Origin of the sequence: Segeticoccus rhizosphaerae (genome assembly GCF_005222685.1) — a bacterium.
In the GTDB taxonomy this organism is placed as follows: Bacteria; Actinomycetota; Actinomycetes; order Actinomycetales; family Dermatophilaceae; genus Segeticoccus; species Segeticoccus rhizosphaerae.
Genome location: NZ_SWMA01000028.1, coordinates 41,072 through 53,264 on the forward strand (window position 1 = coordinate 41,072; position 12,193 = coordinate 53,264).

Consider the following 12,193-nt stretch of genomic DNA (forward strand, 5'->3'; position numbering starts at 1 on the left):
GTCAGGGGTCCTCCGAGTCGTCCTGGCGCGCTCGGCGACGCAGCGGACTCGCGAGCCACCAGAACAGGAACCAGGCGGCGGTCACTGCAGGGATCAAGACCCCCCACGGGGCGTGCAGGGTGAAGTCGGCGACCAACCCGACCGCCGCGACGACAGCGATCGCGGTGAAGACGAGCCCGCCGATGGCGAACCGGTTGGCCAGGGTCACCAGCTCCCGCCGACTGCGTTGCCGAAACAGGATGCGGTGGTAGGCGACCGGCGCGATCAACAACCCCACGGCGAAGGCGGTCGCGATCAACGCGGTGAAGTAGAGGCCGCGCTGCACGCTGGTCGCCTGCTCGAACGGCCGGGTGAAGGCGACCCCGAGCAGGAAGGCGAAGAGGATCTGCACTCCGGTCTGGCTGACCCGGAGCTCCTGGAGCAGCTCGTTCCAGTTGCGGGTGATCCGCTCGTGCTCGGTCTCCTCCGGCACCAGCCGGCCGGAGCCCGAGTCGGAGTCCGAGTCAGAGCCAGAGTCCGAGTCCGACCGCGAGTCGGAGCCGGCGTCGGCGTCGGACCGCGAGTCGGCGTGCGACTCGGAGTCGGCGTCCGCATCGGAAGCGGCGTCGGAGCCGGATGCCACGTCGGAGTGGGGGTCGGACGTCATCTGGTGAGATTAACGGCTGCGGGCCGGTGCGGCGGGCGACGAGCCCTGTGGGTCGTGCCGGGCAGCGGCAGGGCCATCGCCCTAGGCTGGGGCCATGAGCACGTCCACCGACGGCACGGCCGCCGCCCTCGAGGCTGCCCGCCGGCAGCTGGTCGGCGTGTCGAGCCAGCTGTTGGACCTGCAGGCCGACACCGGCCGCGCGGTCAGCCAGGACGCACTGGACGAGGCCATCGAGCGGCTGGCCGCCCGATTGCTGCGCGTCTGCGACCGACTCCCCGCCACTGCGGCCCCCCATGACGCCGACTGAGCCCGGCGGTGCTGGTGACCCGGGGTCCTGCTCGGCGCTAGCCTCCCGGCTGAGCGGCACGGCATACCGGGTCCAGGCGCTCCACCACGAGCTGGAAGGTCTCGGGGTGCCCCACCTCGCCGGCGACCTGGCCGAGCTGGACGGCGTCGTCACCGATCTGGTCCTGCTCGCCGACGCGGTGCAGCGGCTCGCCGCCGACCTCGGGCAGGAGCGTGCGCCCAGAGCGCCGACGATCCGCGACCGGACCCGGAGTGGGCGAAGTCACGCGGCGCTTGCGCGGGTGGCGGGCCGGGTCCGCCCAGTACCGTGACGCCATGAAGATCACCGAGACGATCGAGTACGCCGCCACACCGGAGCAGGTCTTCGCCATGGTCAGCGACGAGGCGTTCCAGGACCGCAAGTGTGTCGCCACCGGTGCCACCGAGCACCAGGTGACCATTGCCGCCGACGGCGACCGCACCGTGGTCACGAGCGAGCGCAGCATGCCGACCGCCGACCTCGACCTGCCGAGCTTCGCCAACGTCGGCCCGGCGCTGCACGTGGTCGAGGTGCAGGACTGGGGGCCGGCCGCCGCGGACGGTTCCCGCGAGGGCAGGCTGTCGGTCGCGCTCAAGGGCCTGCCGATCGGCTTCAAGGGGGCACTTGCTCTCCGCCCGGGTGGTCGCGGCACGACCGAGACGATCAGCGGCGACCTCAAGTCCACCATCCCGCTGTTCGGCGGCAAGGCCGAGAAGGCGGCCGCGCCGGGCATCCTCGCTGGCATCCGGGTCGAGCACGAGACCGGCGAGGCGTGGCTGGCCGGCTGAACGGCCAGCACGGCAACGCAAGGGGCGGGGTATGGCGAGTGCTCGCCATAACCCGCCCCTCACCCTGTCGGAATGCGCCGGCGCGCTACGACATGTGCGGGTAGCGGTAGTCCGTCGCCGGCACGAAGGCCTCCTTGACCGACCGGGTGCTCGTCCAGCGCATCAGGTTCTGCGGAGCACCGGCCTTGTCGTTGGTGCCGGACGCCCGCCCGCCGCCGAACGGTTGCTGGCCGACGACCGCGCCGGTCGGCTTGTCGTTGATGTAGAAGTTGCCCGCCGCGAAGCGCAGCTGCTCGGTCGCCTGGGCGATCGCAGCCCGGTCCTGGGCGATGATCGAGCCGGTCAGCGCGTACTTCGCGACCGACTCCATCTGCTCGAGCACCTTGTCGTACTGCCGGTCGGGGAAGACGTGGACCGCGAGGATCGGCCCGAAGTACTCGGTGCTGAACAGCTCGTGCCCGGGATCGGTCACCTCGAGCACGGTCGGTCGCACGAAGTAGCCCACCGAGTCGTCATAGGTCCCACCGGCGATCACCTTGACGGCCGTGTCCTTGCGCGCCCGGTCGAGGGCGTCCTTGTGCTTCGCGAACGCGCGGTCGTCGATGACTGCGCCCATGAAGTTGGAGAAGTCGGTGACGTCGCCCTGCTCGAGACCCTCGGTCGTGCGGATCAGGTCCTTCTTGATCTTGGTCCACAGGCTGCGCGGGACGTAGGCGCGTGACGCGGCGGAGCACTTCTGGCCCTGGTACTCGAACGCCCCGCGGACCATCGCGGTCAGGAGCACGGCCGGGTCCGCCGACGGGTGGGCGACGATGAAGTCCTTCCCACCGGTTTCGCCCACGATCCGCGGGTAGGCCTTGTACTGCTGCAGGTTGGCGCCGACCTGTTGCCACAACGACTGGAAGGTGGGCGTCGAGCCGGTGAAGTGGATCCCCGCGAGGTCGGGGTCGGCCAGCGCGACCTTCGAGACATTGAGGCCATCCCCGGTGACCAGGTTGATGACGCCGGCCGGGAGACCAGCCTCCTCGAGCAGCTGCATCGTCAGGTGCGCGGCCAGGGTCTGCGTCGGCGACGGCTTCCAGACCACGGTGTTGCCCATCAGCGCCGGAGCGGTGGGCAGGTTGCCAGCGATCGCGGAGAAGTTGAACGGGGTGATCGCGTAGACGAAACCCTCGAGCGGCCGGTGGTCCATCCGGTTCCAGACCCCCTTGGAGTTGGTCACCGGCTGCTCGGCCAGGAGGTTGCGCGCGTAGTAGACGTTGAAGCGCCAGAAGTCGATCAGCTCGCAGGCCGCGTCGATCTCGGCCTGGTAGCAGGTCTTCGACTGGCCCAGCATCGTCGCGGCCACGAGCCGGGCACGCCACGGCCCGGACAACAGGTCGGCTGCCTTGAGCAGGATCGCTGCCCGGTCGTCGAAGGAGAGCGCCCGCCAGGCAGGGGCGGCGTCCTTGGCCGCTTGAACGGCCGCCTGGGCGTCGCCGATGGTGGCGTTGCGCATGGTGCCGAGGACCTTCTTGTGCGCGTGGGGCTGGCGCACGTCGATCTTCTTGCCCCCGCCCATCACCCGCTCGCCGCCGATGGTGTGCGGCAGGTCGATGCGCTGGCCGCTCAGCTCGGCGAGAGCCACTTCGAGCTCCGCCCGCTCCGGGCTGCCGGGGGCGTAGTCGAGCACCGGCTCGTTGGTCGGGGCGGGGACCTGGGTCACAGCATCCATGGCGGGCCTTCATCTCCTGTGCGGTTGGACGTGCGGGTTGCGTGGTTCGCGCGGGGCCCGGCGGCGGCCGGGCCAGTCCCTATGGTGGCACGCAACGCACCGCTCCCCACATCGGCGGCCTCCCGGGACAGGACCGGACAGGGCGGGCCTAGGGTGACTGCATGGACGGTGGCTCGACGTGCGGTGGCCTCTCGGTCACCCACCACGGTCGTGCTGATACCTCGTCGCCCACCCTCGTGTTGCTGCACGGGCTCACCGACTCGGGTGACTGCTGGCCGGATGCGGTCCGGCGGTGGGAAGCCGACTACCACCTCGTCACGGTCGATGCGCGAGGTCACGGCAACTCCCCGCGTTGGAGCGACGAGGAGCTCGCACACGTCGGGGAGACAATGCGCGACGACGCCATCGGAGTCCTCGACGGCCTGTTGGCACAGGGCGTTTCGCGACCGGTCGTCGTGGGCCACTCGATGGGGGGTGCCACCGCGTGGGGGGTTGCGGTGGCGCGACCCGACCTGATCCGGGCCCTCGTCCTCGAGGATCCCGCGGTCCCCAGCGAGGCCACCCGTGACCGCGAAGCCTTCGCCCGGCGGCAGGAGGAAGCTCTTCAAGCTGCCTGCCGGGCGGACCTCCGTCTCCGCGAGCAGCGGGACGGGCCGTGGACGTGGCCGGAGATCGAGGCGGCGCCATGGGCACGCGCCAAGCAGCAGGTCGACGAGCGGATGCTGGCCACCGGGGTCGTGTGCCTCGAGACCGCCTGGCCGCAGGTGTGGTCCGCGATCAGCATCCCGACCCTGGTCGTCACCGGCACCGAGAGGGTCATCATGGACGCCCCGCGTCGGCGCGCCGTCGCCGACCTGGCCAATCCCCACATCACCGTCCACGTCGTGCCCGACGCCGGGCACTGCGTGCGGCGGTGCAACCCCGAGGGATTCCACGAGGTCGTGGATCCGTTCCTGGCTGCCGTCACCTGATCCGGGCCAGGCGCGAGCGGCGCGCGCCTACAGGAGTTCGAGGAGCACGCTGAGCTCGGTGGCGTCATACCAGGACAGCTCGAGGTCCTCATCCTCTGCGGGCGCCGACAGGGCGATGTCCGAGTCGGCGACGTGGAACGACGCAATACGTTGCAGCGGCACGACATCGGTGATCTGGACGCTGGACGGGTCATCCTTCTGGCCGGCGCGGTCCTCGACCAGGTCGGTGTCGACGTCGGCCGCAGCCACCACGACCCGGTCGCCGTTGCTGCGCGCCTCCTCCAGGGCGGTCCGGGCTGCGGCCTGCAGTGCCAGGTGCTCGTAGACCTCCTCGCCCACCCCGGGACGAGTCACTTCGAGCGCCCGCGTCACGGCGTGGGCGGCCAACGGTGTCCCGTCCAACAGACGGCGCTCGGACAGAGCGCGGCACGCCGCCGATCCGAGCGGCAGGTAGATGCGGGTCACGCTCACGGATCCTCCTCGAAGTGGTGGCTCTCCGGCAGCGGCCGGGCCTCGCGCAGCGCGGCGGCAGAGGTGCGCAGTGAGGTCCGGATCACCTCCGTGCGACGGCTCGCGTTCATCAGGTTGGCTCCCATGGCCTCCAGGTCGGCCCGACCGGGACCGAGCACGGTCACCTCGCTGCCCTCGGCCTGCACCTTCTCGACCTCCCGCAGGCAGCGCAGCGTGACGCGGTTGCGCCAGTGCCGCTCCAGCCGCGTGCTGAGATGTCGTGGCGAGTCGAGGTCAAAACTGACGGTGGGCGCCAGGACGTAGACGTGGTCCAGGCCCAGTCCCGCCATCAGGTCCACGTTGGTCGACGACCAGGTGCCGCCGTCGATGTAGCGGTGGTCGCCGATGCTGACCGGGTGGAACCAGCCTGGGATGGAGCACGAGGCCATCACTGCCTTGGTCTGGTCCACCTCGGGCGCCTCGTCCCGGCCGAACGGGATCCGTTGTCCCGTATCGTAGTCGAGCGCCACCACGGTCACGCCGTCTCGGTCGACCCAACCCGTCGGGACTACGTGCGCCACCATGGCGCCGATCGAGTCGAGGCTGCCCCGTCCCTCCGGGACCAGCGCCGAGAGCACGGTGGTCGGTGGGAGGCGGCGCAGGTTGCGGGCGTTGTTGCGCAGCAGACTCCGCGAGCCCAGACCGCGTCTCGGCCGCATCGGGTGGTCTCCCCCGGCCGCCTCCTCATAGCTGAACTCGTATCCCTCCATGGGGCCGCTGGTCAGCGACTTCCCGAGCTGGTGGCGCAGGAGGTCATCGACGCTGACCCCGGCACCCAGCAAGGTGACCAGGATCGACCCGGCCGACGTGCCGACATACTCCTGCACGTCGCGCAGGTCCAGCCCGATCTCGTCCTGCAGCGCCTTCATCGCACCCACCATCCAGGCGGCACCCAGCACTCCCCCACCCCCGAGGACCAGTCCCACGCGTCGCTCCGAGCTCATCGGCGCCCCCCGTGCGCATCGCAGAGCTCGGAGAGGGAGTCGATCAGGCACTGCCCCAACAGGTCGACGTCCGGCATGGCGTCTCGGTCGGCGTTCAGCCCGAAGTAGACCCCACCGTCGTATGACGTGAGGCCGATGGACAGCGCCTGTCCCCGCGCCAGCGGGATGACCGGGTAGGTCGCGAGCATGAGGGCGTCACCGGCATACAGGGGTTGCTGCGGTCCGGGCACGTTGGTGATGACCAGGTTGAACAAACGCCGGGAGACGGCGCTGCCCAACCGCGCTCCCAACGAGTGCAGCGTCGGTGGCGCGAATCCGGCGATGCTGGCGAGTGATTCGGCGCCCACGGCATGGCCGCCCTCCATCTGCTGTCGCATCGCGAAGGAGATCTGGTGCAGCCGCATCGCGGCCCGCGGCTCCCCGACCGGCAGGTCGACGAAGCACGCGATGACCCGGTTGCCCAGGCCGACGGAGCCGTCATCGCTGTCGTGGACACTGACCGGCACCATGGCGCGCAGCGTCGACCCGGCATGCACCGACTCGCCGCGGGTCAGCAGCCACGAGCGCAGGGCCCCGGCGATGGTGGCCAGGACCACGTCGTTGACCGTCACGTCATCGGCATAGCGACCGCGTGCCAACCTGGCGCGGATCTTGCGGTAGTCCTCGAGATCCGTTCCGACCATGACGAATCGGCGCGCCTCACCGATGGTGGCATTGAGCGGGCTCTGCGGCGCGGGGCGCGCGGCGGTGCGGGCCACCGCCGCCACCAGGTCGCCGAGCGACTCGAGCAGGCGCGAGCCGGTGGCGCGCACGTCGGCCACCCCGCCCCGGAGGTTGTCGATGGCCTGGCTCGGCCGGCGGACGGTGTCGACCAGTGCGCCGGTGAGCAGCTCGAGGTCGCTGGGCTCCCGGGCCGGTCGCCAGGTGTCGGTGACCGGCGCCTCCTGCGCGGCGTCCCCGTCCACGATGACCTGCGCGAGGTCGATCGCGTTGACCCCGTCGACAAGGGCCTGGTGGGTCTTGGTGATGATGGCGAACCGGCCACCCAACAGCCCCTCGACGAGGTAGACCTCCCACAGCGGGCGGTCCCGGTCGAGGGCGCGCGACTCCACCCGGGCCACGAGCTCCTCGAGCTGTTCGTCGCTGCCCGGCCGGGGCAGCGCGGAGCGGCGGACGTGGTAGGCGAGGTCGAAGTGCTCGTCGTCCACCCAGACCGGGTTGGCGAGATGCCCCGGCACGCCCCGGACCCGCTGCCGGTAGCGCGGCACGTAGGCGATGCGCCGCGCGACCAGCGACACGAGCCGGTCGTAGTCGAACCCGTCCTCCGGCGGCTGGAAGACCATGACCGAGCCCACGTGCATCGCCGTGTTCGGCTCCTCCAGGTAGAGGAAGGAGGCGTCGAGGGCGGTGAGGCGGGCGGGCACGCTCCCATGTTGTCAGACTGTCCGAGCTCGCGCCGGTGGCCCACGTGACACCGGCAGGTGCGCCGTTGGGCCCAGCGGCAGGGCGGTCGTGCCGCAGCGGTGCCGCCCGGGCGGGCGTCAGGAACGGCGCAAGCGACGGCGACGGACCGGCGGCTCGAGCCCGACCAGCCCACTGGCGAGTGCGGCGATCGAGTGGCGCGCAGCGGACCCCGCGGCGGCCTCACAGAGCGTCCGGCCGGCGAGCATCGCGGCGTCGAGACCGGCGCGGTCGTCGGGCACGAACCACGGGTCGGTCACGCCCGCGAAGCGCTCCAGCGCCTCGGCCACGCGTCTCTCGGCGTCACTGCCCACCGAGGACGCACGCACCTTGTTGACCACCACCCGCGGCGCCGCCGGGACGACGGCGGCGAGGTCCTGCAACCCCCGCACGAGGCGCTGCAGCCCGACCGGCTCGGCCGAGCCGACCGCCAGCACGACGTCGGCCTCGGCCAGGGCGGCGAGCGTGGCGGCGTTGCGCCGCGGCGCCTGGGTGTCGTAGCTCAGGTCCTCGTCGTCCTCCAGGCAGAAGCCACAGTCGATCACCGTGACCTGGGCGAGCTGGCGCGCCGTCGAGAGCACCTCGGCGAAGGCGTGCTCGCGCAGCTCGGGCCACCGATCGGCCCTCGGGAGCCCGGTGAGCACCCTCAGCCGGGGACTCGCCTCGGGGGCGATCCGGGCCAGCGCGACGACGTCGAGCGTGCCCTGGTCGGCCGCGCGGGTCGCGGCAGCCACGCCGGGCGCCTCGTCGAGCAGCCCGAGTGCCTGGGCGACGCACGCGCCATACGTGTCGGCGTCGACCAGGAGTGCCGGGACACCGGCCCGGGCCAGCTCGGCCGCAACGTTGACCGCGATCGTGGTCCGGCCGGGCGCGCCGGCCGGCCCCCACACCGCGATCACCTGGTGCGCCGCGCCCTCCCCTGGGGCATCGCCGTGGCCGGCGACGAACAACTCGTCGTCGGCCTCGGGCGCCTCCGCCGCTCCCGGAAACGGCTGCGGTTGCTCGAGCGTGAGGAGGGCGTGGTCGACCTCTGCCGCGGTGGTGTCGGCCGGGAGCACCGCGGACAGCCCCATCTGGCGCAACCGCCGCTCGGCCGGCTCGTCGCCGGGGGGATAGAGGCCGAGGACCCGTATGCCGTCCTCGGCGAGTCGCCCGAGGGAGCTGCGGTCCAGACCACGCAGGTCGGACGACACGACCGCAGCCTCCGCCAGCCCGCTGGCGGCAGCGGCGAGCAGGTCCGGCAGGTCAGCGCAGCGGCGCACCACCTGGCTGCTGCGAGCCTCCTCCAGCGTGGTCGTGAGTCGGCCGTCCCAGCGGTCGGCGACCGCGAGCAGGACCGAGAGGGTCACGACGCGTCCTGCAACGGCGACCCGGCGGCCGGCACGAGGGTGATCTTGTCGCCGCGGTCGACCGCGGCGATCAGGGCCTGCACCGTGTCCTCGGGCACCACCACCTGGACGGAGACGGTGGCCGCCCCGAGCAGGCTCTTCTGCTCGGGCACTCGGGCCACCACCGCAGAGTCCAGGACCCTGTCGGGTTTGCCGAAGGCCGAGCCCGACCCCTCCTTCCGTTCGGCGTTCACCCAGATGTCGACGACCGAGCCGCGGACCAGGACCTGGGCGGCCGTCGGGTCGACGGGGACCGTCAGCGTCTTGACGTGCACGCCGTCCGGCCCGGTGAGCGCTGAAGCGGGGACCAGCTCCCCCTCACGCACCGGCCGCAGGGCAAAGGTCCCCTCGTCGACCGGGTCGGAGGCGTCCACGTAGCTCGCCGCCACGTCCTCCAGATGGACCCGCACCGACGTCAGGTCGTCCTTGGTCACCGGCTGCCCCGGCACCAGGGCGTGCGCCGCGGCGAACACGGGCACCGTGTCGTCAGCGGCGGCGACCACGCGGGCGCCGGCCACGATCGCGACCAGCACGAGGAGCACTCCGACGACCAGCCGCCAGTCCTTCCAGGACGGCCGTTGCAACCGGGCCGCCATCGGTGTGGGTAGATCTGGCACGACACGGCCCCCATTGGATAACATGCGAACTGAAGCAAACGTAGGAATACCATGCTTAGTAGCGGCGTCGTCAAGACGACGTCAGCAGCCGGTAAAGACTCGGTCAGTTCGACCGGAGCACCACCAACGCCATGAGGAGGCCGAGTATGGGACCACGGTTCATCCAGCTGGCCGACGTCGCCGAGGTGCTGTCCATCTCCTCGGCGCAGGCCTACGCGCTCGTTCGCTCCGGCGAGCTGCCCGCCATCAAGGTCGGCGGACGGGGCCAGTGGCGGGTCGAGTCCGAGCAGCTGGAGAAGTACATCGAGCGGATGTACTCACAAACCCGGTCCTTCGTCGAGGCGCACCCGTTCGGACAGGGCCCCGACGGCGACGACGTGGCCTGACCACCGCCTGACCACCGCCCCGGCCGTCGCCCGCCGTCACCGGCTCCACACGACGGCGATCGCCGAGAACGGCACCACCAGGCGGTCGGTGACGTTGCCACGCCGCCGCGGCACGTCGGCCGGGTGCTGGGCGAGGTCGAGGTGGTCGGAGCCCACGCGATCGGGTGTGCCCGCGACCGAACGACCGTCGACGTCCAGCAGCCGCACCACCGCCCGATCCCGGCTCAGCACCCGCAACGCGTAGCCGAGCCCGAACCGACGCGCGACGTTGGGCAGCTGCTCCGACCGCTCCTCACACCCCGAGACCGCCAGCAACGCGCCGAACGGCACGACCGCACTGCGGCGCCCCGTCTCGAGCAACAGCCAGTCACGCCCGACGTCGGCCAGGTCGCCGGCGACGTCCCCGGCGCCCCGAATGCGCAGTTGCAACCGCCGTCCGGCCGAGGCCGCCAGCCGCTCCCCCAAGGCGACCTCGGCACGCTCGCGCCGGATCCGGTCGGCGATCTCCAGCTCGAAGCCACGAGCAGCCTCCGACTCGAGCTGTCCCTCCAGATCAGCGAAGAGCTCCTGCCAGCGCATGGAGACAACCTAGGGCGTCGGTTGCCGCGCCGTCATCACTCGTCCACCGATGGCATGGGCACCGTCGAGCTACGTTCTCCACAACAAACGTTGGCAAACGTGGTCAAACTGCACTAACCTCTCTCGAACGCACTGGGGAGGGATGGGACAGATGAAGCCACCGCAGCACGGACGGACGCTCCCGTGGCAGGACCGCAGGCACCGCAGACGAGCGGCCGTGCGCGGCGGGCTCGCGAGCGCACTCTGCGCCATGACAGCAGTCCTCCTGCTCGACGCCACGTGGACGGCTTGGGCCACCGCGCGGGTCCAACCGCAGCCGGTCGACGCGGTGCAGGTGAGCGCTCTCGGGCTGGCCACGCTCGCGGCCGTCTGGCTCACCCTGCTGGTGGCGTCGGCGACCGCGTCCGTTCTGCCAGGCGTGCTCGGCTCCTGGGGTCGGCGGTTCGGCGCCCTCGTGGCGCCGGGGCCGTGCCTACGGATCGCCGCGCTGTTGCTGGGCACCGGCCTGGTCACCACCGCCGGGTCGGCGCCGGCTCTGGCACTCCCCACCCCCGCGGTCACCCCCGCCACCGCGGCGGTGACGGTCGCCTCTGGCGGCACCTCGGGCACCTCCGACACGGCGCTCGGCGCCCTGCCGGATCCGTCCTTCCGGAGCGCCGATCCCACCGCGTCCTCCGAGCCTTTCGTGTCCGCTGCCTCCGCCGACGACTGCCTGCCCCGCCCCGGATGGCGCCCCGCCAGGGCCGAGGTCCGTCGGGAGTCGTCCGAGGTCTCCTTGGTCAGCGGCTGTCCGGCCGACGCCGCGCCGACGGACGCGTCGCGGCTGGTCGTGCACCGGGGCGACTCCCTCTGGTGGATCGCCGCGCGCGCTCTCGGTCCCGAGGCCACCGCGTCCGAGATCGCCCGCGCCTGGCCGCGCTGGTATGCCGCCAACCGTCACGTGATCGGTGACGACCCCGACCTGCTGCTGCCCGGTCAGGTCCTCACCGCACCCCAGGAGGTCCAGTGATGGGTGCCGCGCCCGTTCCCGACGCCCCGCCGCTGCGTGTGCGGCCGATTCCACGGTCGACCCCGCGCCGGTTGCGCTCGGTCCCCGAGCTGCCCACCCGGCCGCCGGAGTTCGTACAGGGCACCCTCGCCGTCGACTTCCGCCACCGCGACGAGGACCCCTACTTCGGGCCGCAGGCCACGTCCACACCGGACCTGCCCGACCCGCAGACCTGGGTGAGCCAGCTGTCGCAGGCGATCATCGAGACCACAGCCGGACTGCGCCCTCCGGCGCAGCTCTTGCGCTGGCTCACCCCCGAGGTCCACGCCATGGTGGCGCGGCGGGCCGGAGTGGCCGCGCGCCGGGGCGCGCCGCACGGTCGTCGCGCGGTCGTGCGCAGCGTGCACCTGTGCCAGCCGGTCGACGGGGTGGTGGAGGCCTGCGCCGTGGTCCTGGACGGCGGCCGGGTGCGTGCGATGGCGCTACGGATGTCCGGCGTGGACCATCGGTGGCTGGTGACAGCCCTCCAACTGGGCTGACGACGGCGAGCCACAGGCGCGAAGGGACCAGCACCCCATCCCGACCACTCGTGAGGAATCATCGTGAGGTTTTGCGCCCTCTGAGAGGCCTTGGCCTCAAGGGGTGACTGCAACACCTGGCGTTGAGAGGTGTGCAGATGAGTGCTCGTCGGGGTAGTCCGCGGTTGCCGGTTGAGGTGGAGTATCGGTTCTGGGCTCAGGTCCGCGATTGCCTGACGGTTGAGCAGGCCGCGGTGGTGGTGGGCGTGTCGGCGACCAAGTGTCGGCAACGCTCGAAAATGAGGCCGATGCGACGCTCGGAAACGAGGCCACCGGTTTGTTGAGTTCTAGTCTGCCG

At 71.6% G+C, this 12,193-nt stretch carries 15 protein-coding genes; 7 read left to right on the forward strand and 8 right to left on the reverse strand.

Annotated elements, in window-relative coordinates:
- Position 1: 1 nt before the first annotated feature.
- Entirely contained in the window at positions 2-646 is a 645-nt protein-coding gene (locus FCN22_RS21650) for a DUF6328 family protein (RefSeq protein WP_162308236.1), read from the reverse strand.
- A gap of 94 nt (positions 647-740) precedes the next feature.
- Here FCN22_RS21650 and FCN22_RS16270 point away from each other — a divergent pair, with 94 nt between their 5' ends.
- Genes FCN22_RS16270 through FCN22_RS16280 form a run of 3 tightly spaced genes read left to right on the forward strand, consistent with a single transcriptional unit; the run spans position 741 to position 1,759 of the window.
- Positions 741-953, forward strand: coding sequence for a hypothetical protein (locus FCN22_RS16270; RefSeq protein WP_137122612.1), 213 nt, complete (start codon positions 741-743; stop codon positions 951-953).
- On the forward strand, positions 940-1,263 hold the full coding sequence (locus FCN22_RS21655) for a hypothetical protein (RefSeq protein ID WP_152185431.1): 324 nt from the start codon (positions 940-942) through the stop codon (positions 1,261-1,263). The genes FCN22_RS16270 and FCN22_RS21655 overlap by 14 nt, the downstream gene beginning before the upstream one ends.
- A 4-nt stretch (positions 1,264-1,267) precedes the next feature.
- On the forward strand, positions 1,268-1,759 hold the full coding sequence (locus tag FCN22_RS16280; RefSeq protein WP_137122614.1) for a DUF2505 domain-containing protein: 492 nt from the start codon (positions 1,268-1,270) through the stop codon (positions 1,757-1,759).
- A gap of 85 nt (positions 1,760-1,844) precedes the next feature.
- On the opposite strand, the gene pruA is transcribed toward FCN22_RS16280, so the two are convergent.
- A complete protein-coding gene (pruA, locus tag FCN22_RS16285) occupies positions 1,845-3,473 on the reverse strand; it encodes an L-glutamate gamma-semialdehyde dehydrogenase (protein ID WP_137122615.1) in 1,629 nt (542 codons plus the stop codon).
- A 161-nt stretch (positions 3,474-3,634) separates the two neighbouring features.
- Between pruA and FCN22_RS16290 the strand changes: the two genes are divergently transcribed.
- Positions 3,635-4,444 carry an alpha/beta fold hydrolase gene (locus tag FCN22_RS16290; protein WP_137122616.1) on the forward strand — a complete coding sequence of 270 codons (810 nt, stop codon included), beginning with the start codon at positions 3,635-3,637 and terminating at the stop codon, positions 4,442-4,444.
- Between the two features lie 27 nt (positions 4,445-4,471).
- Here FCN22_RS16290 and FCN22_RS16295 read toward each other — a convergent pair whose 3' ends face one another.
- From FCN22_RS16295 to FCN22_RS16315, 5 genes are all read right to left on the reverse strand, one after another.
- Positions 4,472-4,915, reverse strand: coding sequence for a DUF6912 family protein (locus tag FCN22_RS16295; RefSeq protein ID WP_137122617.1), 444 nt, complete (start codon positions 4,913-4,915; stop codon positions 4,472-4,474).
- The gene (locus FCN22_RS16300; protein ID WP_137122618.1) at positions 4,912-5,898 is read right to left on the reverse strand and encodes a patatin-like phospholipase family protein; all 987 of its coding nucleotides are present in this window, start codon (positions 5,896-5,898) and stop codon (positions 4,912-4,914) included. The genes FCN22_RS16295 and FCN22_RS16300 overlap by 4 nt, the downstream gene beginning before the upstream one ends.
- Positions 5,895-7,322: a WS/DGAT/MGAT family O-acyltransferase gene (locus tag FCN22_RS16305; RefSeq protein WP_137122619.1), complete on the reverse strand. Its 1,428-nt coding sequence runs from the start codon at positions 7,320-7,322 to the stop codon at positions 5,895-5,897. Before FCN22_RS16305 ends, FCN22_RS16300 begins: the two co-directional genes overlap by 4 nt.
- Positions 7,323-7,439: 117 nt before the next feature.
- Positions 7,440-8,708, reverse strand: a complete 1,269-nt coding sequence (locus FCN22_RS16310) for a CpaE/TadZ family protein (protein ID WP_137122620.1) — start codon at positions 8,706-8,708, stop codon at positions 7,440-7,442.
- Complete coding sequence (locus tag FCN22_RS16315) at positions 8,705-9,364, reverse strand: SAF domain-containing protein (protein WP_152186911.1); 660 nt, start codon at positions 9,362-9,364, stop codon at positions 8,705-8,707. The genes FCN22_RS16310 and FCN22_RS16315 overlap by 4 nt, the downstream gene beginning before the upstream one ends.
- A 146-nt stretch (positions 9,365-9,510) precedes the next feature.
- Here FCN22_RS16315 and FCN22_RS16320 point away from each other — a divergent pair, with 146 nt between their 5' ends.
- Positions 9,511-9,750, forward strand: a complete 240-nt coding sequence (locus tag FCN22_RS16320; RefSeq protein ID WP_137122622.1) for a helix-turn-helix domain-containing protein — start codon at positions 9,511-9,513, stop codon at positions 9,748-9,750.
- A gap of 36 nt (positions 9,751-9,786) precedes the next feature.
- Here the strand turns inward: FCN22_RS16320 and FCN22_RS16325 are convergent, their stop codons facing one another.
- Complete coding sequence (locus FCN22_RS16325) at positions 9,787-10,329, reverse strand: hypothetical protein (protein WP_137122623.1); 543 nt, start codon at positions 10,327-10,329, stop codon at positions 9,787-9,789.
- Positions 10,330-10,579: 250 nt separating this feature from the next.
- Between FCN22_RS16325 and FCN22_RS16330 the strand changes: the two genes are divergently transcribed.
- Together FCN22_RS16330 and FCN22_RS16335 are read left to right on the forward strand one after the other, a co-directional pair.
- Positions 10,580-11,338 carry a LysM peptidoglycan-binding domain-containing protein gene (locus tag FCN22_RS16330; RefSeq protein WP_137122624.1) on the forward strand — a complete coding sequence of 253 codons (759 nt, stop codon included), beginning with the start codon at positions 10,580-10,582 and terminating at the stop codon, positions 11,336-11,338.
- Positions 11,338-11,856: an Rv3235 family protein gene (locus tag FCN22_RS16335; RefSeq protein WP_137122625.1), complete on the forward strand. Its 519-nt coding sequence runs from the start codon at positions 11,338-11,340 to the stop codon at positions 11,854-11,856. The genes FCN22_RS16330 and FCN22_RS16335 overlap by 1 nt, the downstream gene beginning before the upstream one ends.
- Positions 11,857-12,193 lie beyond the last annotated feature (337 nt).